This window comes from Ruegeria sp. CDSC021, assembly GCF_059610845.1.
The window spans coordinates 18,840-44,265 of record NZ_JBXWOK010000004.1; the positions used below are offsets into that span (position 1 = coordinate 18,840).

30 protein-coding genes are annotated in these 25,426 nt (G+C 57.9%); 16 read left to right on the plus strand and 14 right to left on the minus strand.

Going from position 1 to position 25,426, the window contains the following annotated elements:
- Positions 1 to 13 precede the first annotated feature (13 nt).
- The 4 genes from AC2FGB_RS08660 (at position 14) to AC2FGB_RS08675 (ending at position 3,222) form a co-directional block, all read left to right on the plus strand.
- Entirely contained in the window at positions 14 to 889 is an 876-nt protein-coding gene (locus AC2FGB_RS08660) for a F0F1 ATP synthase subunit gamma (RefSeq protein ID WP_496691024.1), read from the plus strand.
- A gap of 20 nt (positions 890 to 909) precedes the next feature.
- Complete coding sequence (atpD, locus tag AC2FGB_RS08665; protein ID WP_142636495.1) at positions 910 to 2,334, plus strand: F0F1 ATP synthase subunit beta; 1,425 nt, start codon at positions 910 to 912, stop codon at positions 2,332 to 2,334.
- A gap of 12 nt (positions 2,335 to 2,346) precedes the next feature.
- Positions 2,347 to 2,757, plus strand: coding sequence for a F0F1 ATP synthase subunit epsilon (locus AC2FGB_RS08670; protein WP_142636498.1), 411 nt, complete (start codon positions 2,347 to 2,349; stop codon positions 2,755 to 2,757).
- 114 nt (positions 2,758 to 2,871) lie between these two features.
- The gene (locus AC2FGB_RS08675; protein WP_142636499.1) at positions 2,872 to 3,222 is read left to right on the plus strand and encodes an H-type lectin domain-containing protein; all 351 of its coding nucleotides are present in this window, start codon (positions 2,872 to 2,874) and stop codon (positions 3,220 to 3,222) included.
- A 14-nt stretch (positions 3,223 to 3,236) separates the two neighbouring features.
- Here AC2FGB_RS08675 and rpiB read toward each other — a convergent pair whose 3' ends face one another.
- Positions 3,237 to 3,689: a ribose 5-phosphate isomerase B gene (gene rpiB, locus AC2FGB_RS08680; protein ID WP_496693891.1), complete on the minus strand. Its 453-nt coding sequence runs from the start codon at positions 3,687 to 3,689 to the stop codon at positions 3,237 to 3,239.
- 60 nt (positions 3,690 to 3,749) lie between these two features.
- The gene (locus AC2FGB_RS08685; RefSeq protein WP_142636504.1) at positions 3,750 to 4,769 is read right to left on the minus strand and encodes a ribose-phosphate pyrophosphokinase; all 1,020 of its coding nucleotides are present in this window, start codon (positions 4,767 to 4,769) and stop codon (positions 3,750 to 3,752) included.
- Between the two features lie 108 nt (positions 4,770 to 4,877).
- On the opposite strand from AC2FGB_RS08685, the gene AC2FGB_RS08690 reads away from it, so the two are divergent.
- Together AC2FGB_RS08690 and AC2FGB_RS08695 are read left to right on the plus strand one after the other, a co-directional pair.
- Positions 4,878 to 5,480, plus strand: coding sequence for a 2-hydroxychromene-2-carboxylate isomerase (locus AC2FGB_RS08690; RefSeq protein ID WP_496693890.1), 603 nt, complete (start codon positions 4,878 to 4,880; stop codon positions 5,478 to 5,480).
- Between the two features lie 9 nt (positions 5,481 to 5,489).
- Positions 5,490 to 6,302 (plus strand): alpha/beta fold hydrolase, encoded by an 813-nt coding sequence (locus tag AC2FGB_RS08695; protein ID WP_496710116.1) that lies wholly within the window; start codon positions 5,490 to 5,492, stop codon positions 6,300 to 6,302.
- A gap of 16 nt (positions 6,303 to 6,318) precedes the next feature.
- On the opposite strand, the gene AC2FGB_RS08700 is transcribed toward AC2FGB_RS08695, so the two are convergent.
- The 7 genes from AC2FGB_RS08700 to AC2FGB_RS08730 form a co-directional block, all read right to left on the minus strand.
- Positions 6,319 to 7,353 carry a threonine aldolase family protein gene (locus AC2FGB_RS08700; RefSeq protein ID WP_281994979.1) on the minus strand — a complete coding sequence of 345 codons (1,035 nt, stop codon included), beginning with the start codon at positions 7,351 to 7,353 and terminating at the stop codon, positions 6,319 to 6,321.
- Positions 7,353 to 7,826, minus strand: a complete 474-nt coding sequence (locus tag AC2FGB_RS08705) for a YcgN family cysteine cluster protein (RefSeq protein ID WP_142636512.1) — start codon at positions 7,824 to 7,826, stop codon at positions 7,353 to 7,355. Before AC2FGB_RS08705 ends, AC2FGB_RS08700 begins: the two co-directional genes overlap by 1 nt.
- Positions 7,823 to 8,755 carry a bifunctional riboflavin kinase/FAD synthetase gene (locus AC2FGB_RS08710; protein ID WP_142636514.1) on the minus strand — a complete coding sequence of 311 codons (933 nt, stop codon included), beginning with the start codon at positions 8,753 to 8,755 and terminating at the stop codon, positions 7,823 to 7,825. Before AC2FGB_RS08710 ends, AC2FGB_RS08705 begins: the two co-directional genes overlap by 4 nt.
- Before the next feature lie 58 nt (positions 8,756 to 8,813).
- Positions 8,814 to 9,257 (minus strand): MaoC family dehydratase, encoded by a 444-nt coding sequence (locus AC2FGB_RS08715; protein WP_074736482.1) that lies wholly within the window; start codon positions 9,255 to 9,257, stop codon positions 8,814 to 8,816.
- A gap of 100 nt (positions 9,258 to 9,357) precedes the next feature.
- Positions 9,358 to 10,233: an HAD family hydrolase gene (locus AC2FGB_RS08720; protein ID WP_142636518.1), complete on the minus strand. Its 876-nt coding sequence runs from the start codon at positions 10,231 to 10,233 to the stop codon at positions 9,358 to 9,360.
- 126 nt (positions 10,234 to 10,359) lie between these two features.
- Positions 10,360 to 11,280: a manganese-dependent inorganic pyrophosphatase gene (locus AC2FGB_RS08725; protein WP_496689538.1), complete on the minus strand. Its 921-nt coding sequence runs from the start codon at positions 11,278 to 11,280 to the stop codon at positions 10,360 to 10,362.
- 100 nt (positions 11,281 to 11,380) lie between these two features.
- Positions 11,381 to 12,361 (minus strand): TraB/GumN family protein, encoded by a 981-nt coding sequence (locus tag AC2FGB_RS08730; RefSeq protein WP_271949178.1) that lies wholly within the window; start codon positions 12,359 to 12,361, stop codon positions 11,381 to 11,383.
- A 136-nt stretch (positions 12,362 to 12,497) separates the two neighbouring features.
- Here AC2FGB_RS08730 and AC2FGB_RS08735 point away from each other — a divergent pair, with 136 nt between their 5' ends.
- From AC2FGB_RS08735 to AC2FGB_RS08760, 6 genes are all read left to right on the plus strand, one after another.
- Entirely contained in the window at positions 12,498 to 13,172 is a 675-nt protein-coding gene (locus tag AC2FGB_RS08735; protein WP_496693888.1) for a DUF2161 domain-containing phosphodiesterase, read from the plus strand.
- Between the two features lie 151 nt (positions 13,173 to 13,323).
- Positions 13,324 to 13,611, plus strand: coding sequence for a co-chaperone GroES (locus AC2FGB_RS08740; RefSeq protein WP_120632017.1), 288 nt, complete (start codon positions 13,324 to 13,326; stop codon positions 13,609 to 13,611).
- 55 nt (positions 13,612 to 13,666) lie between these two features.
- Complete coding sequence (gene groL / locus AC2FGB_RS08745) at positions 13,667 to 15,307, plus strand: chaperonin GroEL (protein WP_496693887.1); 1,641 nt, start codon at positions 13,667 to 13,669, stop codon at positions 15,305 to 15,307.
- A gap of 239 nt (positions 15,308 to 15,546) precedes the next feature.
- Positions 15,547 to 16,389 (plus strand): DMT family transporter, encoded by an 843-nt coding sequence (locus AC2FGB_RS08750; RefSeq protein WP_496693886.1) that lies wholly within the window; start codon positions 15,547 to 15,549, stop codon positions 16,387 to 16,389.
- Between the two features lie 38 nt (positions 16,390 to 16,427).
- Positions 16,428 to 17,201, plus strand: coding sequence for an alpha/beta fold hydrolase (locus tag AC2FGB_RS08755; RefSeq protein WP_142636531.1), 774 nt, complete (start codon positions 16,428 to 16,430; stop codon positions 17,199 to 17,201).
- Positions 17,198 to 18,349 (plus strand): alpha-D-ribose 1-methylphosphonate 5-triphosphate diphosphatase, encoded by a 1,152-nt coding sequence (locus tag AC2FGB_RS08760; protein WP_496693885.1) that lies wholly within the window; start codon positions 17,198 to 17,200, stop codon positions 18,347 to 18,349. The genes AC2FGB_RS08755 and AC2FGB_RS08760 overlap by 4 nt, the downstream gene beginning before the upstream one ends.
- A gap of 1 nt (position 18,350) precedes the next feature.
- Here AC2FGB_RS08760 and AC2FGB_RS08765 read toward each other — a convergent pair whose 3' ends face one another.
- The 4 genes from AC2FGB_RS08765 to AC2FGB_RS08780 all read right to left on the minus strand — a co-directional run bounded on the left by AC2FGB_RS08765 (position 18,351) and on the right by AC2FGB_RS08780 (position 20,959).
- Positions 18,351 to 19,418, minus strand: coding sequence for a 5-(carboxyamino)imidazole ribonucleotide synthase (locus AC2FGB_RS08765; RefSeq protein ID WP_496693884.1), 1,068 nt, complete (start codon positions 19,416 to 19,418; stop codon positions 18,351 to 18,353).
- A 2-nt stretch (positions 19,419 to 19,420) separates the two neighbouring features.
- The gene (locus AC2FGB_RS08770; protein WP_496693883.1) at positions 19,421 to 20,176 is read right to left on the minus strand and encodes an NAD(P)-binding domain-containing protein; all 756 of its coding nucleotides are present in this window, start codon (positions 20,174 to 20,176) and stop codon (positions 19,421 to 19,423) included.
- Positions 20,173 to 20,658, minus strand: coding sequence for a 5-(carboxyamino)imidazole ribonucleotide mutase (purE, locus tag AC2FGB_RS08775; protein WP_271949196.1), 486 nt, complete (start codon positions 20,656 to 20,658; stop codon positions 20,173 to 20,175). Before purE ends, AC2FGB_RS08770 begins: the two co-directional genes overlap by 4 nt.
- 76 nt (positions 20,659 to 20,734) lie before the next feature.
- Positions 20,735 to 20,959 carry a YdcH family protein gene (locus tag AC2FGB_RS08780; RefSeq protein ID WP_037308505.1) on the minus strand — a complete coding sequence of 75 codons (225 nt, stop codon included), beginning with the start codon at positions 20,957 to 20,959 and terminating at the stop codon, positions 20,735 to 20,737.
- Positions 20,960 to 21,122: 163 nt separating this feature from the next.
- Between AC2FGB_RS08780 and AC2FGB_RS08785 the strand changes: the two genes are divergently transcribed.
- From AC2FGB_RS08785 to AC2FGB_RS08800, 4 genes are all read left to right on the plus strand, one after another.
- Entirely contained in the window at positions 21,123 to 21,536 is a 414-nt protein-coding gene (locus AC2FGB_RS08785; protein ID WP_142636541.1) for an Hsp20 family protein, read from the plus strand.
- Between the two features lie 5 nt (positions 21,537 to 21,541).
- Positions 21,542 to 21,766, plus strand: a complete 225-nt coding sequence (locus AC2FGB_RS08790) for a DUF1150 family protein (protein WP_142636543.1) — start codon at positions 21,542 to 21,544, stop codon at positions 21,764 to 21,766.
- A gap of 92 nt (positions 21,767 to 21,858) precedes the next feature.
- Positions 21,859 to 22,743 (plus strand): PhzF family phenazine biosynthesis protein, encoded by an 885-nt coding sequence (locus tag AC2FGB_RS08795; RefSeq protein ID WP_142636545.1) that lies wholly within the window; start codon positions 21,859 to 21,861, stop codon positions 22,741 to 22,743.
- Positions 22,743 to 23,603, plus strand: a complete 861-nt coding sequence (locus AC2FGB_RS08800; protein WP_496693882.1) for a hypothetical protein — start codon at positions 22,743 to 22,745, stop codon at positions 23,601 to 23,603. Before AC2FGB_RS08795 ends, AC2FGB_RS08800 begins: the two co-directional genes overlap by 1 nt.
- Positions 23,604 to 23,660: 57 nt before the next feature.
- Here the strand turns inward: AC2FGB_RS08800 and AC2FGB_RS08805 are convergent, their stop codons facing one another.
- A complete protein-coding gene (locus tag AC2FGB_RS08805; RefSeq protein ID WP_142636548.1) occupies positions 23,661 to 25,379 on the minus strand; it encodes a bifunctional sulfate adenylyltransferase/adenylylsulfate kinase in 1,719 nt (572 codons plus the stop codon).
- Positions 25,380 to 25,426: the final 47 nt, after the last annotated feature.

Below are 25,426 nucleotides of genomic sequence, written 5' to 3' on the forward strand. Positions count from 1 at the left end.
GAGAGGCGGGCACATGCCAAATCTTAAGGATCTAAAAAACAGGATCGAGTCGGTCAAATCGACCCGCAAGATCACCAAGGCCATGCAGATGGTCGCGGCCGCAAAACTGCGCCGCGCCCAGGAATCTGCCGAAGCCTCGCGCCCCTATGCCGCACGGTTCAATGCCGTGATGGCGGGGCTGGCGGCATCGGTCGGGGGCAGCGACAGCGCCCCCAAGCTGCTCCGTGGTACGGGCAGTGATGATGTCCATCTGCTGGTTGTCATGACAGCTGAACGCGGCCTGTGTGGCGGCTTCAACTCGAACATCGCCAAGCTGGCCCGCGCCAAAGCTTACGAGCTGAAGGCAAAAGGCAAGACGGTCAAAATTCTGACCGTTGGCAAAAAAGGTCGTGATGCAATCAAGCGCGACTTTGGCGACCTGTTCGTGGGCCATGTCGATCTGAGCGAGGTCAAACGTCTGGGGTATACCAACGCGCAGGACATCGCAAAAGACGTCCTGTCCCGTTTCGACGCGGGTGAGTTCGACGTAGCCACGATCTTCTACTCGAAGTTCGTCAACGTCGTAAGCCAGACCCCGACGGCACAGCAGATCATCCCTGCCTCGTTCGAGGATGTCGAAGGGGACGACAGCGGCGCGGTCTTTGATTACGAGCCCAGCGAAGAGGCCATCCTGGCCGATCTGCTGCCCAAGGCGGTTGCGACTGCGATCTTCTCGGGACTGCTCGAAAACGGGGCCTCGGAACAGGGTGCACGGATGTCCGCGATGGACAACGCGACACGCAACGCGGGTGAGATGATCGACAAGCTGACGATCCAGTTCAACCGTTCGCGTCAGGCCGTGATCACCAACGAGCTGATTGAAATTATTTCCGGCGCCGAAGCGCTGTAGAGACAAACCGGAGACGAAACATGGCGAATGCAAAAGGCAAAGTCACTCAGATTATCGGGGCCGTCGTCGACGTGCAGTTCGATGACGCACTGCCTGAAATTCTGAACGCGCTGGACACCACCAACAACGGCAAGAAGCTGGTTTTGGAAGTGGCACAGCACCTGGGCGAAAACACTGTCCGCACCATTGCGATGGACGCGACAGAAGGTCTTGTACGTGGTGCCGAAGTCACGGACACCGGCGCACCCATCGCGGTTCCGGTCGGCAACGCCACCCTGGGCCGTATCCTGAACGTTGTGGGCGAGCCCATCGACGAAAAAGGTCCCGTGGAAACCACCGAAACGCGCTCCATCCACCAGGACGCGCCGGATTTCGCGGATCAGGCCACTGAATCCGAAGTTCTGGTGACCGGCATCAAGGTTGTTGACCTGCTGGCCCCTTACGCCAAAGGCGGTAAGATCGGCCTGTTCGGCGGCGCCGGTGTTGGCAAAACCGTTCTGATCATGGAACTGATCAACAACATCGCCAAAGTGCACTCTGGCGTGTCCGTGTTCGCCGGTGTTGGTGAGCGGACCCGTGAAGGCAACGACCTGTATCACGAGATGATTGAATCCGGCGTTATCGTTCCCGACAAGCTGGAAGATTCGAAAATCGCGCTGGTTTACGGCCAGATGAACGAGCCTCCGGGAGCCCGTATGCGGATCGCTCTGTCGGGTCTGACCCTGGCGGAACAGTTCCGTGATGCAACCGGTGCCGACGTTCTGTTCTTTGTCGACAACATCTTCCGCTTTACGCAGGCGGGTTCCGAGGTTTCGGCTCTGCTGGGTCGTATTCCTTCGGCGGTGGGCTATCAGCCGACACTGGCGACCGACATGGGCGCGATGCAGGAACGCATCACCTCGACCAAATCCGGGTCGATCACCTCGGTTCAGGCCGTATATGTTCCTGCGGATGACTTGACCGACCCTGCGCCGGCCACCTCGTTCGCACACTTGGATGCGACCACCGTTCTGAACCGTGCGATTTCAGAAAAGGGTATCTACCCTGCCGTTGACCCGCTCGACTCGACCTCGCGTCTTCTCGACCCGGCCATCGTCGGTGAAGAGCATTATACCGTTGCGACTGACGTTCAGCAGATCCTCCAGCGCTATAAGTCGCTGCAGGACATCATCGCGATCCTCGGCATGGACGAACTGTCGGAAGAAGACAAACTGACCGTGGCCCGTGCCCGTAAGATTGAACGCTTCCTGTCGCAGCCGTTTGACGTGGCCGAAGTCTTCACTGGCTCGCCTGGTGTTCAGGTTCCTCTGGATGTCACCATCGCGTCGTTCAAGGCCGTTGTGGCCGGCGAATACGATCACCTGCCCGAGGCAGCCTTCCTGATGGTTGGCGGCATCGATGAAGTGATCGCCAAAGCGGAAAAGATGGCCGCAGAAGCCGCCTAAGGAGCACACCTGATGGCAAACACGATGCACTTTGACCTCGTCAGCCCCGAGCGGAGCCTTGCTTCGCTCGCGGTGACTGCGGTCCAGCTTCCCGGCGCGGACGGGGACATGACGGCGATGCCCGATCATGCCCCCACCATCACCACGTTGCGCCCCGGTCTGCTAAAGGTCGAGGCACCCGAAGGGTCCAGCGAATACCTGGTCACCGGCGGGTTTGCCCAGATCAATGGCGACAGCATGTCGGTTCTGGCCGAAAAGGCCATTCCGGTCTCTGAAGTGACCCGCGCGCATCTGGACGATCTGATCGCCGAGGCACGTGCGTCGCATGACGCGGCCAAAGGCGGCGACGATCAATCAGTCGTCGACGATGCGGCCAAGCTGCTGGCCGATATGGAAGCTCTTGGGACACATATGAGCCTGTAAGTTTCAGGACATGTAGATTTAGAAACGGCCCTGCCTGTGCGGGGCCGTTTTTTTGTGGTGATTTTGGATGAAGGGCGGTCTAAGGTTCCGTAATTCTTTATAAAAGACGACAAAATGCAGACTTTTAGTACCCATCCGATTGGTATCGACCAAGGCGAAGTTGTGCTGTTCTCCGACTTCGCAGATGGCGGCGACATGTGGACAGGCGAGGGGCCGCGCGAACGACGCTCGGACATAGAATTCAGCCAGCCATTCCGTTCCGCGCCTGTTGTACAGATCAGCGTGTCACTGTGGGATGTTGATACATCTTCGGCATTGCGCGCCGAGGTCAAGGCCGAGGACATCACGCCCGAGGGATTTGCTGCGGTGTTTCGTACCTGGTCGGATACCCGCATCGCGCGCATCCGAATATCTTGGACAGCGTTCGGCGAAGTGCCGCATGAGGATGACTGGGATATTCTGTGAAGCCAGCCTTGGGTTTAGGACTCGTCCGATGCCTCTATCATGGCGACCCGGTGTGCATGCCGTCCGCCTTCGAATTCGGCTGACAGGAACGCATCCACTATATCCAGCGCCTGACCCTCACCCACGACCCGGGCGCCGACAGACAGCATGTTGGCGTCGTTATGCTGGCGGATCATGCGTGCGGAAAAGGCATCCGAGCAGACACCGCAGCGAATGCCGGGGATTTTGTTGGCCGCCATCATGATACCTTGACCCGTTCCACACAGAACGATGCCAAGCTGACAATCCCCGGAAGCCACTGCTTGGGCGGCGGCCTTGCCATGAACAGGGTAATGGGTGCTCTCAGGTGTCTTGGGGCCGATATCGACGACGTCCCATCCCTGGGCCGCAATATGAGAGGCGACCGCCTGGCGTAATTCGATAGCTGCATGGTCGCTGGATAGAACAATGCGTTTTGAGGCTGTCACGGTAAACTCCGACCTGTATTGCAGAAAGAAAAGAGGCGGCCCTTGGGCCGCCGCGTTCGATCAATCCCTATGATACATCGACTCGTAGATCGGCGTCAGGGTCTTATCCTCGAACAGTGACGATACACTGGTGCCGTTCCAGATATTCAGGATCGCCTGCGTAAAGATCGGGGCTGTGGGCACGATGCGGATGTTCTTGGCCTTGGTAATTTCTTCTGTCGGCTGGATCGTGTCGGTCAGCACCAGAGATTTCATCACCGAATTGGTCACGCGTTCGACCGCAGGGCCGCTCATGACGCCGTGTGTGATGTAGGAATGAACTTCTTTCGCACCATTATCCAGCAGTACTTGCGCCGCTTTGCACAGGGTACCGGCCGTGTCGCACATGTCGTCCACGATCAAACAGATCTTGTCTCTGACATCGCCAATTACGGTCATCTCAGCGACTTCGCCTGCTTTTTCGCGGCGTTTGTCCACGATCGACAGCGGGGCGTTGATCCGCTTGGCCAACTCGCGCGCCCGGGCCACGCCGCCCACATCGGGCGAAACGACCATAATCTCGTCGAGGCTGTCCTTGAACTGATGTTTCACATCCAGCGCAAAGATCGGCGAAGCATAAAGGTTGTCGACAGGCATGTCGAAGAACCCTTGAATCTGCGCTGCGTGCAGATCCATGGTCAGGATGCGCTCGATCCCGGCGCCAGTCAGCATGTTGGCCACCAGCTTGGCGCTGATTGGCGTGCGGGCCTTGGTGCGGCGGTCCTGGCGGGCATAGCCGAAATAGGGGATCACGGCGGTAATCCGTTGGGCCGACGAACGGCGCAGCGCATCAGCAATGATGAGCAGCTCCATCAGATTGTCATTGGCCGGGTTCGAGGTGGGCTGGACGATGAACATATCTTCGCCGCGCACGTTCTCGAACACTTCGACAAAGATTTCACCGTCGTTAAACCGTTCGACCCGGGCATCGACCAGACCCTGATCGACGCCGCGATACAGGCTCATTCGGCGTGCAATGGATTCGGCAAGCGGAAGATTAGCGTTCCCAGCGATTAACTTGGGTTCGTGAAGTGTCGGCATCGGCTGAGGTCCCCGGGCAGCAATGGCAAATGTGACAGATTCGTGATGTTGACACCGCTTAGCATGGCCTTACCGTCCAGCAAAGATAACGCTGCGGAGAAAGTGAACATGGCCCAAATTGACTACTATTTTGCGACACTCTCACCATACACCTACCTGGCGGGACTGCGCCTGGAGGAGATTGCGGCCAAACATGGTGCGACAATCAACTACAAGCCGCTTGATATCGTCGCCCTGTTCGGACGTACGGGAGGTGTTCCGCCCAAGGACCGCCATATCTCGCGCATCGAATACCGGATGCAAGAAATGCAGCGACAGTCAAAAAAGCTGGATATGGCGTTCAACCTGCAACCGGCCCATTGGCCCACCAATGCGGCGCCGTCTTCCTATGCCATTATCGCGGCCATTCAGGACGGGTCGGGGAATGTGGGGCAGCTGGTGCATTCCTTTGTGCGCGCCTGCTGGGCCGAGGAAAAGGACATCGCGCAGGACGACGTGATCCGCGCTTGCCTGGCTGACGCTGGGTTTTCCCCGGATCTGGCCGTTAGCGGCTTGCTGCTCGGGGCTGAGACCTATACCGCCAATCTGGAAGAAGCCGTGGAACGCGGAGTTTTTGGAGCTCCGTTCTATATAACGGAAGACGATCAGCGGTTCTGGGGCCAAGACAGGTTGGACGATCTGGACAGGCATCTGGCCGGGCTGAAGGGATAGGACAACATAATGGCCGTTGCGCAGAACCTGCGTGTCACGCAGTTGGGGCAGGGTGATCGCCCTGTGCTGGCCTTGCATTGCACCATTGCTCATTCCGGGGTCTGGGCAGGCCTAGCCGCGGCGATGAAAGGGCAGGCAAGTTTTATTGCACCGGATATGCTGTCCCATGGGCGCAGCCCGGACTGGGATCGCCAGGGGGATCTGTATGACCGGCTGACCGAAGCCACACTTGAACATCTGACCGAGCCGATGGACGTGGTTGGGCATTCTTTTGGCGCGGCGATTGCATTGCGGCTGGCGGTCGAGCACCCAACATTGGTTCGCAGTGTCGTACTGATCGAACCGGTGTATTTTGCCGTGGCACAGCAGGATGCCCCGGACCTTGTGGCGGAATACGCGCATGTTGCCCAACCCTGTATGGACGCGCTTGCAGCAGGCGACGAACCTCTGGCGGCAAGGCTGTTCAACCGGTTGTGGGCCGGAGATAGGGGACCGCGTTGGTCAGACATGCCCGAAACTGCACGGGCGGGGATGGTGCGTGGAATTCATCTGGTATCCGAGGTCGAAAACGAACTGATAATGGATTCCAAAGGCTTGCTACGGCCCGAGCGGATCGCACACGCCAATATGCCGGTATTGCTGCTGCATGGCGCGCTCACCCACCCAGTGATGGTCGCGATAAACTCTGGATTGAAATCCCGTCTTCCAATGGCCGAAAGCGCCGTGATCGAAGGGGCAGGGCATATGGCTCCGATCTCTCACCCGACAGAGACCGGCGCTCTGATCGAGGCTTTTTGGAACAGACTGCCTGCCACTGCCTGAAGCTTCGGGCGCCTCGTTACAAGAGCGCGATGAACCGATCAATTTGCGCAGGCTCGATGGACCAGTCACAAACCAGCCGACAGGCTAGAATTTCGCTGTCATCTGCCCCGTCCAGCTCTGCCCCCCACAAGTGATAAACAGCACCTGCGGCATGCAGTTGCTTGTGTTGGGCGCGTGAAAACTGGGCAAAAATCATATTCGCCTGCGGCGCGTGCAGGAAAGAGGCACCTTTGGCCCGCAACCCCTCGGTCAGACGGGCGCAGTTGTTATTGGCCTGACGGGCCAGTGTCAGCCACAGATCATCCTGCAGATACGCCGCCATTTGGGCGGACAGATAGCGGTGCTTGGAGAACAGGTGCGCCCCGCGCTTGCGGCGCAATTCGAATTCCCAGGCTTTGCTTTCATCAAAGAAGACAACGGCTTCGACGCCCATTAGCCCGTTTTTGGTCCCGCCAAAACTGACCGCATCCACGCCTGCTTTCCACGTCATCTCGGCGGGTGAGCAGTTCAACGCAACAAGGGCGTTGGAAAAACGCGCACCGTCTAAATGGACTGGCAGCCCATACTCTTTGGCCACGGCGCAGAGCGCCTGCAATTCTGACAGGGTGTAAACAGACCCTCGTTCGGTCACCTGCGTAATGGATACAGGTCCGCGCTGCGGTCCATGCACGCCGCGTGTTTCTTCGGCCAGAATCGAGCCGCGCAGCGCGTCCGGCGCCATCTTGTCCGCGCCCGGAACCAGCGTCAGCTTGGCGCCGCTGTAAAACTCGGGCGCGTTGCACTCATCCTCGTGGATATGTGCCACGGGTGAGCAGAACACCGTCTCCCACGGCTGCGCCAGCGTCGCCAGCGCCAGCGAATTCGCGGCCGTCCCGGTGGCCACCAGATACACGGCGGCGCCAGGTGCCTCGAACACCCCGCGAATGCGATCCCGGACCTCATTCATCAAGGTGTCGGTTCCATAGGCCATCTGATAGCCCTGATTGGCAGCATTCAGCGCTTCCATGACCGCCGGGTGAACCGGCCCCGAATTGTCAGAGGCAAAGTACATTAGCTGGGCTCCTCGATGATATGATCTTCCCACTCTTCCAGCGGAGTTTCGAATTCGGACACGGTCCGCCCCTGCACCGAGACTCCGGCGGCATGAACGCTGTCCGGTGTGCCCGAAATCAACGGGTGCCAATCGTGTAGGGGTTTGCCCTCCCACAACAGGCGATAGGCACAGGTCTGTGGCAGCCAATAGGCGTGATCGTTGATATTGCCCGGCGTCATCACGATACATTCCGGCACAAATTGGTGGCGGATATCGTATTGGGTGCAGCGGCAACTTTCGTCATCCAACAGACGGCAGGCGACGCAGGTCAGCGCAACCTCACCGGTGTCTTCATCTTCCAGTTTGTTCAGACAACATTTGCCGCAGCCATCGCACAAAGCTTCCCATTCAGCTTGGTTCATGCGGGTTAACGGTTTTCGTTCCCAGAACCTGGGGGCCAGGCCGGTGCGGTCGATCGGATCCGTTGTCATCGGTCCGCCAGCAGGCCGCGGGCCTTGTCGCAGTCGGCATCCATCTGCGCGATCAGGCCGTCCAGACTGTCAAAGGTCATCTCGGGGCGCAGGTATTCTACCAGACCCACCGACAGGGTCGCGCCATAAAGGTCGCCCGAGAAGTCGAACAGGAAGGTTTCGATATTGGGGACCTCACCATTGAACATCGGTCGCGTCCCAACCGAGGCTGCGCCCTGATAGCTGCCCAGATGAGGTCCATCCAGAACATCGACCAGAACGGCATAGACGCCGAATCTTGGCGGATGCAGCCCCTCAATGGACATGTTTGCGGTGGGAAATCCCAGTTCACGGCCCCGTTGTTCGCCTCCGATCACCTCGCCTTCGATCCGGTGCCAGTGACCCAACATAGTAGCGGCATCCTGCGGGCGGCCCTCGGTCAGTGCAGTACGGATCGCAGTGGATGAAACGACATTTTCGGACCGCTCCATCAACGGAGCGATGGTGACACCGAACCCCATCTCTTGCCCAAAGAGCACCAAGTCATCAGCGGTGCCGCTGCGGCCTTTGCCGAAACAGAAATCGGCACCTACGACGACATGCGACAGGCCGAGCCCGTCGCAGATCACGTTGCGGGCGAATTCCCTTGGCGTCAGGCCAGCCAATGCGGCGTTGAACGGCAGCTCATACAGCTTTTCGACCCCCAGTTTTGCTAACCGGTGCGCGCGGGCATTGCCGCGCATCAGGCGAAAGGGCGGGGTGTCCGGGGCGAAATATTCTCTGGGATGCGGCTCGAATGTCAGTACGCCCAAAGGTGCACTCGGCGCGGCGCTGCGGGCCAGTTCGATCACAGATTGGTGGCCGATATGAACGCCGTCGAAATTCCCGATCGCCACGCTGGCGCCGCGATCTTGGGGTTCGATGAATTGGAGGTCACGAATGATGCGCATAGCGACTGCCTAGCGGGACAGGCGCGCTTGTTCAAGGGTCTGAGACCCCCGGAAACGCTCAGTCGAATTTGCGCGACGGGGCCAGCACCATGGCTTCGCCGACCAGCACCTTCTTGCCATCCACTGCGCAGTGACAATCGAGCTTGACCCGACGCTTGGCAAAATCAATGTCGATCACCTTGACCTCGGCATAGACCATGTCACCCGGGCGAACAGGAGCGAGAAACTTCAGCGACTGCCCCATGTAAACTGTGCCGTGGCCTGGCAACTGCTCGCCGATCACGGCCGAGATCAGACCCGCGGTCAGCATCCCATGCGCGATGCGCCCCTCGAAGATCGTGTCGCGGGCGTAATCGTCGTCCAGATGTACGGGGTTTCTGTCGGTCGACACCTGAGCGAACATTTCGATATCCTCGTCCGTCACCACTTTGCGAAGGTGACGGGACATGCCCATCTCGATGTCTTCAATACAGATCGTGCCGCGTGGAAGATTATCCAACATGTTGCCCTCACTCGAATTCATCGGGCAACAAAAAAATCAAAGTCACCCCTGTTGGGAAACTTTATTACTTTGCAACTGCAGAAAATCAAGCCTTTTTTGACTACCTAAGGCGGCCGATCGTATAGGTCGGATTTATCTTTTCCTTTTGAATATAATCAGTTAGGGATTCATGATGCGGATGTGCTTCGGTTTTTGTCTCGGCCGCGGCTAGCCCGCCCGAGATGAAAAGAGAATCAATGCCTTCCCCCATTCCACCCAGAATGTCGGTGTGCGGACCGTCTCCGATGACAAGAATGTCCCCATCGGGAATGTCGTGGCCAAGTTCCTGCAACCTGCGGCGGGCAAGATCATAGATCGGCGGATGAGGCTTTCCGAAATATAGGCTTTCGCCACCCATTTCCGTATAAAGCCTGGCTAATGCACCTGCGCACCACTCCCGAACCTCGCCGCGGTCCACCACAATATCGGGATTGGCACAAAGCAGCTTCAGCCCCTTTTGTTTGGCGTACAGGAAATCAGCACGGTTCACGGACGGATCGGCCATGGGATCGAAGGGGCCGCAACAAGCAATGCCCTCTGCCTCGGCCAGCGGCACGCGCTCGATATGAATCGGGTGGTCCAACAACTTCAGCGGTTCAAAGAATCCCGCGTCCCGCTGCCATTCGCCCATGAAATAGACCTTTTCGCCCACTGCGCCCCGGAACATGGCCGACCGGGCCGAATCTCCGCTGGTTGCAATCGTGTCATAGGCGTCGTCTGGGACATTGAATTGCGCCAGCTGGGTGGCGACTCCAGCACGCGGCTTGGGAGAGTTGGTCACCAGGACAACAATGCCGCCTTGCGCGCGATAGGCCTGCAGGGCCGCAACCGCTTCGGGGTAAGCAGTGATGCCATTGTGTACACAGCCCCAAAGATCGACGAACAGGGCCTTATAACGGCTGGAAACCTCGGGCAATGCGTGGATGATCTGCGTCATGATGGGCCCCCATTGATCTGCAAAGAGTGTCGTTTGAGCCTAAGACAGTGCGTGTGGTGTTTGGCCAGTAAGGGCAATGCCTAGCAAAAAAGGCGCCCGATCAAGGCGCCTTTGGTGATTTTGGGATCAGACCTTGAGGTTCGGAATGATCTGTTTCTTACGGCTCATGATCCCGGGCAGAACGACCACGTCGCCATCAACCGAGGCGTCAAAGCTTTTCTCGGCCACGGCTTTGACCAGATCGTTGGGAACCAGCAGGGTGGCTTCTTCGTTCAGAATATCGACCACGAACAGCAATACCTGATCGACACCGTCCTCTTTGGCTACGTCGGCCATCGACGCCGCAAGGCTGTCTTTGCGGTCCAGCACGACACCCGGTGCTGTGGTTTCCAGAACCGAAACGCGGAATTTGGTGCCGTCGACTTCGTATTCCTTGCTGTCCATCCGGATCAGCTCGGCGTCCGAGAATGAGGACACATCTGATTTGGCCGCGAACATTTCTGCAGCATAGGCCGAGACGTCCAGACCCAGATCCGCGGCCAGTTTTTCGGCCACAGCGCGGTCATGCGCGGTTGTGGTGGGCGAGCGGAATTCCAACGTGTCCGACAGGATGCAGGTCAGCGCCGCGCCTTTGATGGCATCGGGCATTTTGGCGGCATCGTCGCCGATCATGTCGACCATGATAGTGGCGGTGCAGGCCAGCGGCCGCACGGTGATGTCGATCGGGCCTTTGGTTTCCAGACCGCCGACCAGTTTATGGTGGTCGATAATGGCGCGAATATCGGCGCCGTTGATGCTGGCGGGTAGCTCGGCGGGGTTGTTCGTGTCGACAATAACAACCGGTGCGTCAGCCTCTACGTCTGCGATGATGCGCGGCTTGGGCAGGTCCCAGTGCTGTAGCATAAAGGCTGCTTCAGTGTTGGGTTCGCCCAGCAGGACAGGCTCGGCCTGTTCGCCTTTGATTTCGTTCATGTACCACGACCACAGGATCGGCGAACCAGTGGAATCAGTGTCGGGGGATTTATGTCCAAATACGAGGGTTGTCATTTCAGCGTCCTGAGGAGAGTAGATTTGGGCGCCTTATAGGGTGGTCTGGCACACTTGTCACCCGCCCCTGCGTAAACTGCGACGAAGGGTAAGGCCGGGCCTAGAAAGCGGCACGTTTTAGCGTGTATCCAGCCTGTTCCAACTGGTTCAACAGACCATGGTCATCGCCCAAATGTCCGGCGCCCACAGCAATGACCACCGTTTGGTCCTGAATGGCCAATATGTGCTGCATCCAGTTGTTGTTGCGCCCGACTAGAAGTTGCTGTTCGAAACTGGACCACTCTTCGTCGAAAACCTCTTGCGACAGACCGGATGTTTCAAGCCCCTGTAGTCTGGCAAATTGGATGATCTCTGCGTGCTTTTCTTCCAGATAGGCATTGACCATAGTCGCCAGCTGATCCTCGCTGCTTTCAAAGGCACTGGCCATGCGGATCAGTGATTGCACCTGCTTTTCGATCGGGTGCTGGTCAAACATCGCCATCAGATCGTCAATCTGCTCTAAAGAGTACTGGGGGATGTCATGGGCTTCGGCCATGTCGGTCAGGCGCGCGTCCATTCCATAGCTGGCTTCCGGATTCTCGGTCATGCATGGGGGGACACCCAGCATCATGCTCAGAAACCAGGGGCGCATTTTTGCAGCCATCCAACTGGGGATGCCACGCTCTGCCAGGCCGCTGGACAGGGCGGCCCAGTCTTCTTCCGGCATCAGCTCAATCAGGGTGGGACCTGAGGTGATCAGAACAGGGCTGAGGTCTTTGGCCAGTTCCTGTTCAAATGCAGTCATTTCGTCCTGGGTCACTTCGAAATAGAACGCATCCGCCTGGCTGAGTGTCGGTTCCAGCCTTTCTGTGACGGCGTCCATACGCGGGTCGTTTGTGTGCAGCGTTCCTATCAGATGCAGAACTGTATCGCCTTTTGTCGCGATCCAGTGATTGCCTTCCGGGTACGGGAAGTCGGCCAAAGCCTGCTGCAAATCAGCTTGCGCCTCTGGACTTAGGTCAGACCTCAGGTCGCGCCCCTCGCAGGCCGCTTGGGCCGAGAAAGGTACCAGCAGACAAGCCAAAAAGATCAAAAAACGCATCGTACCATCCTGGTTGGATCAATCCCTATATGGGGTGCGACCTTGCCGGGGCCAAGGCCGGTGTTCAACCTGCCAGGATGGACACTGACCTGATCTGTGTCTGGCATTCCACAGTAATTCGAATAGCATGAGCCACATGGACCGCGAGCAGGATCTCTACCCCCCAATCAAGGCGCTGTTAGAGCGTCAGGGCTATACCGTCAAAGGCGAGGTCGGTGCGGTCGATGTCATGGCTGTTCGTGAGGGTGAAGAGCCTGTGATTGTAGAGTTGAAGTTGCGTTTCTCATTGGCGCTGTTTCACCAGGCAATCACCCGACTGAAGGTTACTGAAAATGTCTATATCTGTGTTCTCAAGCCCCGCGGACGCACGGCCAGGCGGGCGTTGAAGGACAACACGGCGCTATGTCGAAGGTTGGGCCTTGGCCTGATAACTGTTCGGGCGGATGGCATTGTCGAGGTGCATTGTGACCCTGGGCCCTACGCCCCGCGAAAGGACAAGGTCAAAACAGCGCGGCTGCTGCGCGAGTTTGACAGGCTTGAAGGTGATCCGAACGCAGGCGGCGCCACACGCCACGGCCTCGTCACCGCCTATCGTCAGGATGCTTTGCGCTGTGCGGCGCATCTTGCAGAATGTGGTGCCACAAAAGGGGCAGATGTTGCTAAGGCAACCGGTGTTTCGATTGCGACCCGGCTGATGCGCGAAAACCATTATGGCTGGTTCGACAAAATTGAAAAAGGTGTCTACGCCTTGTCGGAATCCGGACAAGAGGGACTGAAGCACTGGGCCTATAGCTGGGATCAGCCTGACTGAGTCCCAAGGATAAAAAATTCTTCACGCTTGTTGACTCAGGGATTTCGACCCCCTAGCTATACGCCGTTATCACTCGCAAGGATCGAGTGCTAACGCCTCACCGCAAGGTGAGGGGAGGATAAATAAACTTTGAGCCCAAGGAGCTGCAAAGATGGCATTGAAACCGCTTCATGACCGCGTGTTGGTTCGCCGTACCGAAAGCGATGAGAAAACCGCTGGTGGTCTGATCATTCCCGACAGCGCAAAAGAAAAGCCCAGCGAAGGCGAAGTTGTTGCGACCGGCGAAGGCGCACGCAAGGACAGCGGCGAGCTGATCGCAATGGCTGTAAAAGCTGGCGACAAGATCCTGTTCGGCAAATGGTCGGGCACCGAGGTCCAAGTCAACGGCGAAGAGCTGCTGATGATGAAAGAAAGCGACATCATGGGGATCATCGAGTAAGCCCACGCGCTTCCTCTGATCTTCAACCCAATACATTTTCTCAAGGAGAAACGACATGGCTGCTAAGGACGTCAAGTTCGACACCGATGCCCGTAACCGCATGCTGGCAGGTGTGAACATCCTGGCCGACGCTGTCAAAGTGACCCTGGGCCCCAAAGGCCGCAACGTGGTTCTGGACAAATCTTTCGGCGCACCGCGCATCACCAAAGACGGTGTTTCGGTTGCCAAGGAAATCGAACTGGAAGACAAGTTCGAAAACATGGGCGCGCAGATGGTGAAAGAAGTCGCCAGCCGCACCAATGACGAAGCCGGCGACGGCACCACCACCGCAACCGTTCTGGCTCAGTCCATCGTCAAAGAAGGTCTGAAGCAGGTTGCAGCGGGCCTGAACCCGATGGACCTGAAGCGCGGCATCGATCTGGCAACTGCCAAGGTTGTTGAAGGCATCAAGAACGCCTCGCGTGAAGTCAAGGACTCGGCTGAAGTTGCTCAGGTTGGCACCATTTCTTCCAACGGTGAAACCGAGATCGGCCAGCAAATCGCAGACGCGATGCAGAAGGTCGGCAACGAAGGTGTTATCACCGTCGAAGAAAACAAAGGCTTGGAAACCCAGACCGATGTTGTCGAAGGCATGCAGTTCGACCGCGGCTACCTGTCGCCTTATTTTGTCACCAACGCTGACAAGATGGTTGCAGACCTCGAAGACTGCATGATCCTGTTGCACGAAAAGAAACTGTCCTCGCTTCAGCCGATGGTTCCGCTGCTCGAGCAGGTGATCCAGTCGCAAAAGCCGCTGCTGATCATTGCAGAAGACGTTGAAGGCGAAGCGCTGGCAACTCTGGTTGTTAACAAACTGCGCGGCGGCCTGAAAATTGCTGCTGTCAAAGCACCGGGCTTCGGCGATCGCCGTAAGGCCATGCTGCAGGACATCGCAATCCTGACCGGCGGTCAGGTCATCAGCGAAGATCTGGGCATGAAGCTTGAGTCCGTGACCATGGACATGCTGGGCACTGCCAAGAAAATCGAAATCACCAAAGACGAAACCACCATCGTCGACGGTGCTGGCGAAAAAGCCGAGATCGAAGCACGTGTTGCTCAGATCCGCACCCAGATCGAAGAAACCTCGTCGGACTACGACCGTGAGAAGCTGCAAGAGCGCGTTGCCAAACTGGCAGGCGGTGTTGCTGTTATCCGCGTCGGCGGCATGACCGAAGTTGAAGTGAAAGAGCGTAAGGACCGTGTGGACGATGCACTGAACGCGACCCGCGCTGCTGTTCAAGAAGGCGTTGTTGTGGGCGGTGGTGTTGCTTTGGTTCAGGCCGGTAAAGCATTGGACACCCTGCAAGGCGCAAACGCCGATCAGGACGCGGGCATCAACATTGTTCGTAAAGCCATCGAATCTCCGCTGCGTCAGATTGCTGAAAACGCAGGCGTTGACGGTGCGGTTGTTGCTGGCAAAGTTCGCGAAAGCGATGATGTGGCATTTGGCTTCAACGCGCAGACTGAAGAATATGGTGACATGTTCGCATTCGGCGTGATTGACCCGGCCAAAGTTGTCCGTACCGCATTGGAAGATGCAGCGTCGGTTGCTGGCTTGCTGATCACTACCGAAGCAATGGTTGCTGACAAGCCGCAGAAAGATGCACCTGCTGGCGGCGGCATGCCCGACATGGGCGGCATGGGCGGCATGATGTAAAACGTCGAATTCGCTTAGGCGAATTCTGACGGCCCCACAGGCGCTTGGCAGCCTAGCCAAACCGCCCAGAGGGGAGCTGCAGAGCTAAGGAACGGGGTCGCCTTCGGACGACCCCGTTTCGTTTTGACACGCCGCTTTTGACTGAAACTGTGGCTCAAACTGTTCCGAGGTCGACGGTCTAACCGGTCCCTTCAGGAAAGTGAGTACCCAAACCGGTGTGAAACCGATATCGGGTTGATATGCGACTGTTCCTTCTGACCGCCCTCACCATGTGCGCCTTTGCAGCGAACTCCATTCTGAACCGGATGGCCGTTGAAGGCGGCGATAGCGACCCGGCCGGGTTTGCAGTTATGCGCGTTCTGGCAGGGGCGCTGATGCTGGCGGTGCTGGTTCTGATACGTGGCGGCAGCCTGCCGTTGCGCAGCCCTCGCCGGTTCATTGGCGCTGGCGCCTTGTCGCTTTACATGATCGGGTTCTCGATCGCCTATCTTACACTGGATGCCGGGCTGGGCGCCTTGATCCTTTTCGGGGTGGTGCAAATCACGATGTTCGTGGCCACTGCCGTGACTGGAAATTCACCGACACGACAGCAACTTCTGGGAGCGGCGATTGCACTGGGTGGCCTCGCCTATGTGCTTTGGCCGTCGGGCACGGTTCAGGTGGATCCGGTCGGAGCCGCCCTGATGTGCGCTGCCGGGATTGGCTGGGCAGCATATTCTCTGGCGGGACGGTCCGAGCCAAATGCGCTTGCCGGGACGGCGGCGAATTTCGTTATTGCCCTTCCGGTGACGGCCGGAGCTTTACTGTTGCTCGGCGGAGGTTGGCAGATGACGGGCACCGGTTTGCTACTGTCGGCAATATCCGGGGCGGTCACTTCGGGGCTGGGATATGCGTTGTGGTACCGTGTTTTGCCCCAACTGGCACCGACCGTTGCAGCTGTGGTGCAGTTGAGCGTGCCCGTGATTGCTATTCTGGGCGGTGTCCTCTTGCTGAGCGAAACAGCAGAGGCCCGGCTTTTGATTGGCGCAGCGCTGGTGTTGGGCGGCATCGCGCTGGCGGTGCTGCTACGTCAGCGGGGGTAGGGCTTTCATCAGCGGCGCTAAGGCATTATCTGGCGCTTATGAAAATTCTGATCGCCCTGCTTATCTTTCTGCTCCCCGCCGCGGCCAGCGCGAAATGCGTGGTCTTGTTGCATGGTCTTGCGCGGACCGAGGCCTCTTTCACCGTGATGGAGCAGCTGTTCAAGTCACATGACTATTCGGTTGTGCGCCCGGGCTATCCCTCGACCGAGATCGGTATTCCCGAACTGGCCGAACAAACCATTCCTGATGCCTTTGCGTCTTGTGGCGATGACACTGTCAATGTGGTGGCACATTCGATGGGCGGCATTTTGTTGCGCTATTGGCTCAAAGATCATAGCCCGGAAAACCTGGGTCGTGTCGTCATGCTGGGGCCGCCCAATCAGGGCAGCCAACTGGTCGATGAACTTAGCGCGTGGGAGGTGTTCGGCTATCTCAACGGACCTGCGGGCCTTCAACTGGGCACAGGCGCCGAAGGGATCCCGGGTCGTCTACCGCCGGTGGATTTTGAACTAGGTGTTATCGCCGGCGAAAACTCCTTAAACCCGGTATTTTCTTCACTGATTGATGGGCCTGATGACGGTAAGGTTTCGGTTGAAAGCACCAAGGTCGAAGGAATGACTGATCACCTGGTTCTGCCGGTGACCCACACGTTTATGATGAACAATCCGCGGGTCATGGCTCAGGCCCTGCACTTCATCGAATTCGGCCAGTTCGACCCGCAGATCACCTGGCTTGACGGGGTGATGGAAGCTATTGACGAGATCTGCATCGGACAGGATTGCTCGGAACCTGACTCGGAGTCCACGCAATGACCGCATTAAGCCTGACCCTGACCGGTGCAGAGGTTCTTCTGCCCGACGAGGGGCTGACGGATGCCGATCTGTCTATTGCCGATGGCGTGGTTCAGACAGGCCCTGCCGGGCGGCAGATCAACCTGTCAGGATATCTGGTTCTGCCCGGTATTATCGACCTGCATGGTGATGGGTTTGAACGGCACATCGCGCCCCGTCGCGGTGCCATGAAGCAGATGAACGAAGGGATCCTCTCGGTCGAGGCTGAACTGGCGGCCAATGGCATCACCACAGCCGTTCTAGCCCAGTTTTACAGTTGGGAAGGTGGGGTGCGCGGGCCTGAGTTCGCAGGGCAGGTGTTTGATGCCATTGCGGCAGTCAAGGACCACACCGTCACCGATCTGATGCCCCAGCTTCGGTTCGAAACGCATATGCTGGACAATTACGCCGGACTGGCAGAAAAGATTGCGGCTTGGCAGGTGCCCTATGTCGTGTTCAACGACCACCTGCCGCATGACCGTCTGGCTGAGGGGCGTAAGCCCCCGCGTCTGACCGGACAGGCGCTCAAGGCCGGTCGCAATCCCGAGGTGCATTTCGAAATGCTGCTGTCGATGCATGCTCGCCGGGATGAGGTGTATACCGCACTGGATGTACTCTGTACTGCTTTGACAAAGCAGGGCGTCCGGATGGGCAGCCACGATGACGCCACAGCCCAAACTCGCGCCGATTGGCGCGCGCGGGGCGCGCGGATTTCAGAGTTCCCCGAAACGCTGGAAGCCGCCGAGGCCGCCCGCACCGCCGGGGATCACATCATCCTGGGATCGCCCAATGTGGTGCGCGGCGGGTCGCATAAAGGGAATGTTAGCGCGCTGGACCTGATTGCGATGGGGCTGTGCGATGCACTGGCCTCGGATTATCACTATCCCAGCCCGCGCCGGGCAGCCTTGATGCTGGCCAAATCCGGCCTTCTGGACATGGCGGGCGCATGGGCGCTGGTGTCGTCAGGGCCAGCCCGCGTACTTGGGTTGCAAGATCGCGGCACGCTCACCCCCGGGCAGCGTGCCGATCTGGTCATTCTGGAGGCAGATACAAACCGTGTCGCGGCAACGCTGGCTGCCGGGCGCGTCAGCTATATGGCCGGGGATATCGCCGCGCGGTTTGTAGGCTGATTTACCGCGTGATGCGGTTAAAATGACCCATCTTTCGGCCTGCCTTCACCTCGGCCTTTCCATAAAGATGCAGCGCAATATCACGTTCGGTCGCGAGTTCAGGTACGCGGTCCATATCGTCGCCGATCAGGTTCTCCATCACCACGTCTGAATGACGCTGCCCGTCGCCCAGAGGCCAGCCTGCCACGGCACGGATATGTTGCTCGAATTGATCCACCGCGCAGCCATTCTGTGTCCAATGGCCCGAGTTATGCACGCGCGGTGCGATCTCGTTCACAATCAGGCCCTGCGAAGTCACGAACAACTCGACCCCCATGACGCCGACATAGTCCAAGGCGTTCAGGATATTTGCCGCCAGCAGGATCGCATCTGTGCGCTTTGCTGCGGGCAGGCGGGCAGGGACGGAGGTGGTATGCAAAATGCCATCGCGATGCACGTTCTCACCGGGGTCGAAACAGGCGACCTGACCATCCAATCCGCGCGCGGCGATGATTGATACTTCGTGGCTGAAATCGACAAACCCTTCAAGGATCGCAGGCGCACCCGCCATATCGGCCAGAGCAGTTTCAGCGTCATCGGGGCTGAGTAGCCGGGCCTGTCCCTTGCCGTCATAGCCAAATCGGCGGGTCTTCAGGATGGCAGGGGTGCCGATCTGGTCAATCGCAGCCTTCAGGCTGTCCAGATCCGTGATATCGGCGAAGGGTGCGGTATTCAGGCCCAGCCCATGCAAGAAAGCCTTTTCGTTCAGTCGATCCTGACTGACCCGCAGCGCCTCGCGCCCCGGGCGGATGGGGCGGTGGACTTCCAGAATGTCCAGTGCTTCGGTGGGGATGTTCTCGAACTCATAGGTGATGACATCGACTGCTTCGGCAAAGGCCTTGAGGGCCTCGGCATCATCATAAGAGGCGGTGGTCACACGATCCGCCACATGACCCGCAGGCGGGGTCGCACCGGGCTCATAAATATGCGACACAAAACCCAGCCGGGCTGCAGCAACGGACAGCATACGGCCCAGTTGACCGCCGCCCAAAATCCCGATTGTCGCGCCGGGGGCAAGCATTTCCACCATTCTCAACTCTCCAAACGTTTGCCAATAGCGCCAAGTGCTGCGTGCAATACCTTGTGCGCGCCCTGATCTTGCAGGGTCTGTGTCATTTGCAGGCTCAGCGTGCCGTCAGTGGCCAGCGCATCGCGTTCGGCCTCTAGGCGGCCTGCGGCCTTCTTATCCATCGCGTGCAGAAAGCCCGATACCAACTGGGTGGTGTAGAATTCGGCCCCGGCTGCGTCTCCGGTTGTGTCTCCCAGCCAAGTTGCTCCGGTCGCCATCAGGTCCAGAAGGCCGGGGACCATGGCGCAAATGGCGAAATGTGCGTTTAGTGCCGCCTCATCTACGACCTTGATCACCGGGTTTTCCGGTGCAAACAAATCGGCCAGCAGTTGATCGTTGCCGAAAGCGACAAGCGGGCAACCACCGGCTTCCAAAAATCCCAGCGGAATGGTTTGCACGATTGCCGGCGCCGGAGAGCAGAGCTCGGTTAGTTCATCTTTCGAAACTGCTGCCATGACCGAGACGATCTGATGGTCGGATCGAAACGTTAAGGCGGCCAGAACGTCCGCAGCGATATGTGGGCGCAGGCACAGGAACACGATCTCGGATGCATCAATCACGGCCTGTGGCGTCGTGACAGACACACCCAGTTCAGCCTTTAGCGCGGTTGAAACCTGGTCATTGCGTTCTGTCACGGAGATCTCGTGCCCTTTACGGGCCAAAAAACGCACCATCGGGGCCGCAATATGGCCCGTGCCGATGAATCCGATCCGGCTCATCCCTCGGGTTCTTCGGGGATTGAGGCCGATAGCGCGTCGCGCCAGGCATCCAGCCGGTCGGCCAGAGCGTTATCCTGCAGCGCCAGAATGCCAGCGGCCATCAATCCCGCATTGGCACCGCCTGCCGACCCGATCGCCATAGTCGCAACCGGGAACCCTTTGGGCATCTGAACAATGGAATAGAGCGAATCGACGCCAGACAGTGCCCGCGTCTGCACCGGAACGCCGATCACAGGAACGCGTGTTTTCGAGGCCATCATACCCGGTAAATGCGCGGCCCCGCCGGCCCCTGCAATGATCACCTGCAATCCGCGCGAGACAGCAGTCTTGCCATAGTCCCACAAGCGATCTGGGGTGCGGTGCGCTGAAACGATGCGTTTTTCATAGGCCACGCCCAACTCATCCAGAATATCTGCGGCTTCTTTCATCGTGGACCAGTCTGACTGGCTTCCCATGATGATCCCCACTTTAACGTCGCTCATCCGCTTGCGTCCCTGCCTTCCGAAAGAGCGCGAACTATAGCCAAATCCGCCTTTGTGGCAATGCGGTTCAGATGTCTCAGGCGATGATATCCGGGGTCAGGCGGTCTTCGATCAGGCGAATGATGTCTTTCAGGCGCAGTTTCTGCTTTTTCAACCGTTTGATCGTCAGTTGATCCGAGGTGCCAGTGGCCTGAAGCGCCTCGATTGCTTCGTCAAGATCACGGTGTTGACGGCGGAAAACTTCCAGCTCTACCCGCAGAACCTCATCAGTTTTCATCGAAAGATCGGTGGGCGCGTTCATTGGCGACTCAGAGTTGTTGTGGTGCTTGTCACACAAGATAGTGTGTCAGGCTTGATCCGGCCAGACCTTGTGGACATCGCTGTATATTCCCATATTCTATTATACGCGGTTGCCAGAATGGGGCCGCACAACACGTCGCTTTGGCAATAAAGGACGAAAATACGTGTCTAAACTTACTCTGGGCTCATACCCGCATCTTTTGGGGTTCGAGCAGTTGGAACGCCTTCTGGAGCGGTCTGCAAAGGCCGGAAATGAGGGGTATCCGCCCTATAATATTGAACAGACCTCGAATTTTTCCTACCGCATTACCCTGGCTGTGGCTGGGTTTGCAGAAGAGGACCTGTCGATTACCATCGAAGATCGACAGTTGGTGATCCGGGGACGTCAGCGCGACGACAGCGAAGGACGTATCTTTCTACACCGTGGGATCGCGGCACGTCAGTTTCAGCGCATGTTCGTGTTGGCCGATGGGGTCGAGGTTGGCGAAGCGATCATTGAAAATGGTCTGCTGCATGTGGATCTGACCCGCGCCGTGCCCGAAACCGTGGTGCAAACGATCAACATAAGGAAGGGGTAAGAGCAATGAATACACCGTTTGAAATCAACGCCGAAGGCGATCGGATCGTCTATGTCAAAACAGTTGAAGTCGCCGATCTACCTCGGGAAGTTCGCGAACAGGCCGGAGATCTGAGCCTGCTATATGCGGTACACGATGCCGACGGCCAGCAACTGGCACTGGTTGCTGATCGCAAGCTGGCGTTTAACCTGGCGCGCGAGCATGATTTTTCACCGGTGGCCGTGCACTAAAGCGGCCTCCGTACGTTTTCCTCGTGACATCCATGGCCTGTCGGGCGAGACAGTCGAACCTATGATGGTTCGAATATCGGAGTGCACGACACATGAATTGGTTCGACTTTGACTGGGTAGACGCCTTCAGCGATCGCGCCTTTGGTGGCAATGGGTGCGCTGTTGTTCATGGTGGGGCAGCTCTGTCCGAAGACGTCTGCATGGCCTATGTGCGCGAGACGTCCTTGGTTGAATGCACCTTTACTGGCCCGTCCGATGTCGCCGATTTCCGGGTTCGTTATTTTCTGGCCAGTCGCGAAATCCCCTTTGCCGGGCATCCCACGATCGCAACCGTAGCTGCAATGCAGTCCAGAGGAATGCTGCAAGGCAATACCCTGACGCTTGAAACCGGCGCGGGGATCGTTTCGATCTGCATCAGCGGTGATGAAATCGAGATGACGCAGATTGCACCACAATTCGGCGCCTATGTTCCCGCCGAGCTGGTCGCCTCTGCCATCAGCCTGCCCAAAGAGGCGATCATCTCGCCGCCGCAATTTGTTTCTACCGGGCTGCCCTTCTGTGTCACTGTTCTTCGTGATCACGACGCCCTGCGCGCGGCAAAACTGGTCGAAAGGCCTTTGCGCGAGATTGCCGAAAAGGCGGGCTTTTCCGGCTCCGATATGGCCGAACCTTTTCTTGTAACGCTCAAAGGCGCGACCAAAGCAGGCGATACATTCTCGAGATTGCTGTTGGCCCCGCCCAGCCCGCCCGAGGATCCGTTTACCGGATCTGCCACTGGTGCGATGGCGGCGTATCTCTGGAAACATGGGCTGATGCCAAAGGACGTTTTTATTGCCGAGCAAGGCCATGATATGGGGCGCCCCGGTCAGGCGACTGTTACCCGAGCTGGCCCATCGGATGCGATGACAGGCATCAAGGTCGCCGGTCGCGGGCATATCCTTATGCGGGGTCAGGTTAATTTACCAGATGCCGGATGATGACAGAACCTGCAATCGCCATACTGCCCTATGGGCATCGGTTGGGGCCGAAACTGGCCACGGTTCCTTTGTCGGAACTGACTTGGCCCGAAGGTTGCCCGGATCGTCTGATCGGAAAAAAAGTGGGCGATCTTGCGCACACGGACCATCTGATCATGTACCCCAATTCCACCGTACATTTGCGTCTTCGTCGGGGAACACGTGCGCGGATATCTTTGATGATGGGAGAGCCTTCGGCCATCCATGCCAAACATGATCGCATGTTGCGCTATACGTGGCGGCGGTTCTTCCGGGTGCTGACCTTTCATGATGTATTGTTGCAAGGTATCCCAAACGCCGTGTTTCTGCCTTATGGCGTGACGATGGTGCCTGATTGGCGAGAACTTTTGGTTGAGAAATCTAAATCCTGTTCTCTGATTGCCTCGGCCAAACGTGATCTCGAAGGACATCAGCTGCGCCATTCCGTGATCGACTGGGTTCGTGAATCCGGGGCAGATGTCGTTATTATGGGGCGTGGCTATACTCCGTTTGACCTGAAGTCTGACGGGCTAGCCCCATATCGCTATTCGGTGGTGATCGAGAATGTGCGGGAGCGGAATTACTTTTCGGAAAAGCTGACAGACGCGATTTTGTGCTCGACTGTGCCGATCTATTGGGGCTGTCCCAATATTGGTGATTTCTTCGACACATCCGGGATGGTCCTGTGCGATTCCGAGGCCGACATTCGGAGTGCGATTCAAGCCGCTTCGGTCGAAGACTATGCCGCGCGTCTAAATGCCCTGCGGGCCAGCCAGTCCAAAGCGGCGGAATTTGGTGATTTCGAAGGACGCGCTGTCGCCGCCATTCGGGCAGAACTATAATTCAATAGAAAAAGGCCCCCGGAAACCAAAGGCCTTTTGCTTGATTCTTTGCGCAGGTTACGATCCGGCAATCAAACCCATGCTTTCCAGCTTGAGCAGAACCTGGTGGGCGCAGTTGTCTACATCCACATTCTCGGTCTCGACGCTCAGCTCAGGATTGGCAGGTACGTCGTAGGGATCGGAAATTCCGGTGAATTCCTTGATCTTGCCTTCACGCGCCAGCTTGTACAGGCCCTTGCGGTCGCGGCGTTCGCATTCTTCGATGCTGGTGGCCACGTGAACCTCGCAAAAAGCGCCGAACGCTTCGACATCTTCGCGGACGGCGCGGCGGGTCGTGGCGTAGGGTGCGATTGGGGCACAGATAGCGATGCCGCCGTTCTTGGTGATCTCGCTGGCCACATAGCCGATGCGGCGGATGTTCAGGTCGCGGTGCTCTTTCGAGAAGCCCAGTTCCGATGACAGGTTTTTACGAACAATGTCACCATCCAGCAGGGTCACCGGACGACCGCCCATCTCCATCAGCTTTACCATAAGCGCGTTGGCGATGGTCGATTTGCCCGAGCCGGAGAAACCGGTGAAGAATACGGTAAAACCCTGCTGACTGCGCGGCGGTTTGGTCTTGCGCAGTTCGGTCACAACCTCAGGGAAGCTGAACCATTCGGGGATTTCCAGGCCTTCGGCCAGACGGCGGCGCAGTTCTGTGCCGGAGATGTTCAGGATCGTGACGTTGTCTTTGTCGGCGATCTCGTCATTCGGTTCGTATTGAGCGCGTTCCTGCACAAAGACCATGTGCTTGAAATCGACCATTTCGACGCCGATTTCATCCTGGAACTGGCGGAACAAATCCTGTGCGTCGTAGGGGCCATAGAAATCTTCGCCGGCTGAGTTCTTGCCGGGGCCTGCGTGGTCACGGCCGACAATGAAATGCGTGCAGCCGTGGTTGGCGCGGATCAACCCGTGCCACACCGCCTCGCGCGGGCCTGCCATACGCATCGCCAGGTTCAGCAGTGACATCGAAGTTGTCGAGGCCGGGTACTTGTCCAGAACAGCCTCATAGCAACGTACGCGGGTAAAGTGGTCCACGTCGCCCGGCTTGGTCATACCAACAACCGGATGGATCAGCAGGTTGGCCTGCGCCTCTTTGGCGGCGCGGAAGGTCAGTTCCTGATGCGCGCGGTGCAGCGGGTTGCGGGTTTGGAACGCAACAATACGGCGCCAACCCAGCTTGCGGAAATAGGCGCGCAGCTCGTTCGGTGTGTCGCGGCGAGCGCGGAAGTCATAGTGAACGGGCTGTTGGATACCAACAACAGGACCGCCCAAGTAAACCTTGCCCGCAGTGTTGTGCAGGTAGTTGACCGCCGGGTGAGCATCGTCATCTGCGCCAAAGACCTTTTCCGCCTCGCGCGCCTTGTTCGGCGTCCAGCGGTCGGTCACAGTCATGGTGCCCAAAATGACACCTTCTTGGTCGCGCAGTGCAATGTCCTGACCCAGTTTGATGCCCTCAGCGAAGTCTTCGCTGACATCCAACGTGATTGGCATCGGCCAAAGGGTGCCGTCGGCCAGGCGCATGTTTTCGACGACATTGTCGTAATCGGCCTCGCTTAGGAACCCTTTCAGCGGGTTGAACCCGCCATTCATCAGCAGTTCCAGATCACAGATCTGACGAGGGCTCAGGTCCCAGCTTGTCAGGTCGGCAGCTTCTACTTTCAGTTTCTGTGCGGACTCGTACGAAACATAAAGTTCAGAGATCGGCGCCAGATTGCTTAACATCGTCATGGGAATTCTCTTGTCGAAGGATGGATTGGCCAGTGATTCAGGGGCGT

Excerpts from the sequence above, each read along its gene's own strand:
- AC2FGB_RS08755 (WP_142636531.1), top strand. The coding sequence starts at position 16,428 with ATGAAAATTCTGATCGCCCTGCTTATCTTTCTGCTCCCCGCCGCGGCC.
- AC2FGB_RS08710 (WP_142636514.1), bottom strand. The coding sequence starts at position 8,755 with ATGCGCATCATTCGTGACCTCCAATTCATCGAACCCCAAGATCGCGGC.
- AC2FGB_RS08670 (WP_142636498.1), top strand. The coding sequence starts at position 2,347 with ATGGCAAACACGATGCACTTTGACCTCGTCAGCCCCGAGCGGAGCCTT.
- AC2FGB_RS08795 (WP_142636545.1), top strand. The coding sequence starts at position 21,859 with ATGAATTGGTTCGACTTTGACTGGGTAGACGCCTTCAGCGATCGCGCC.
- AC2FGB_RS08780 (WP_037308505.1), bottom strand. The coding sequence starts at position 20,959 with ATGAACGCGCCCACCGATCTTTCGATGAAAACTGATGAGGTTCTGCGG.
- AC2FGB_RS08715 (WP_074736482.1), bottom strand. The coding sequence starts at position 9,257 with ATGTTGGATAATCTTCCACGCGGCACGATCTGTATTGAAGACATCGAG.
- AC2FGB_RS08800 (WP_496693882.1), top strand. The coding sequence starts at position 22,743 with ATGACAGAACCTGCAATCGCCATACTGCCCTATGGGCATCGGTTGGGG.
- AC2FGB_RS08805 (WP_142636548.1), bottom strand. The coding sequence starts at position 25,379 with ATGACGATGTTAAGCAATCTGGCGCCGATCTCTGAACTTTATGTTTCG.
- groL (WP_496693887.1), top strand. The coding sequence starts at position 13,667 with ATGGCTGCTAAGGACGTCAAGTTCGACACCGATGCCCGTAACCGCATG.
- AC2FGB_RS08695 (WP_496710116.1), top strand. The coding sequence starts at position 5,490 with ATGGCCGTTGCGCAGAACCTGCGTGTCACGCAGTTGGGGCAGGGTGAT.
- AC2FGB_RS08705 (WP_142636512.1), bottom strand. The coding sequence starts at position 7,826 with ATGACAACGGATCCGATCGACCGCACCGGCCTGGCCCCCAGGTTCTGG.
- AC2FGB_RS08685 (WP_142636504.1), bottom strand. The coding sequence starts at position 4,769 with ATGCCGACACTTCACGAACCCAAGTTAATCGCTGGGAACGCTAATCTT.
- AC2FGB_RS08765 (WP_496693884.1), bottom strand. The coding sequence starts at position 19,418 with ATGGTGGAAATGCTTGCCCCCGGCGCGACAATCGGGATTTTGGGCGGC.
- AC2FGB_RS08730 (WP_271949178.1), bottom strand. The coding sequence starts at position 12,361 with ATGCGTTTTTTGATCTTTTTGGCTTGTCTGCTGGTACCTTTCTCGGCC.
- AC2FGB_RS08735 (WP_496693888.1), top strand. The coding sequence starts at position 12,498 with ATGGACCGCGAGCAGGATCTCTACCCCCCAATCAAGGCGCTGTTAGAG.
- AC2FGB_RS08660 (WP_496691024.1), top strand. The coding sequence starts at position 14 with ATGCCAAATCTTAAGGATCTAAAAAACAGGATCGAGTCGGTCAAATCG.
- AC2FGB_RS08790 (WP_142636543.1), top strand. The coding sequence starts at position 21,542 with ATGAATACACCGTTTGAAATCAACGCCGAAGGCGATCGGATCGTCTAT.
- purE (WP_271949196.1), bottom strand. The coding sequence starts at position 20,658 with ATGAGCGACGTTAAAGTGGGGATCATCATGGGAAGCCAGTCAGACTGG.
- AC2FGB_RS08740 (WP_120632017.1), top strand. The coding sequence starts at position 13,324 with ATGGCATTGAAACCGCTTCATGACCGCGTGTTGGTTCGCCGTACCGAA.
- AC2FGB_RS08760 (WP_496693885.1), top strand. The coding sequence starts at position 17,198 with ATGACCGCATTAAGCCTGACCCTGACCGGTGCAGAGGTTCTTCTGCCC.
- AC2FGB_RS08750 (WP_496693886.1), top strand. The coding sequence starts at position 15,547 with ATGCGACTGTTCCTTCTGACCGCCCTCACCATGTGCGCCTTTGCAGCG.
- AC2FGB_RS08690 (WP_496693890.1), top strand. The coding sequence starts at position 4,878 with ATGGCCCAAATTGACTACTATTTTGCGACACTCTCACCATACACCTAC.
- AC2FGB_RS08725 (WP_496689538.1), bottom strand. The coding sequence starts at position 11,280 with ATGACAACCCTCGTATTTGGACATAAATCCCCCGACACTGATTCCACT.
- AC2FGB_RS08675 (WP_142636499.1), top strand. The coding sequence starts at position 2,872 with ATGCAGACTTTTAGTACCCATCCGATTGGTATCGACCAAGGCGAAGTT.
- AC2FGB_RS08770 (WP_496693883.1), bottom strand. The coding sequence starts at position 20,176 with ATGAGCCGGATCGGATTCATCGGCACGGGCCATATTGCGGCCCCGATG.
- AC2FGB_RS08700 (WP_281994979.1), bottom strand. The coding sequence starts at position 7,353 with ATGTACTTTGCCTCTGACAATTCGGGGCCGGTTCACCCGGCGGTCATG.
- atpD (WP_142636495.1), top strand. The coding sequence starts at position 910 with ATGGCGAATGCAAAAGGCAAAGTCACTCAGATTATCGGGGCCGTCGTC.
- AC2FGB_RS08720 (WP_142636518.1), bottom strand. The coding sequence starts at position 10,233 with ATGACGCAGATCATCCACGCATTGCCCGAGGTTTCCAGCCGTTATAAG.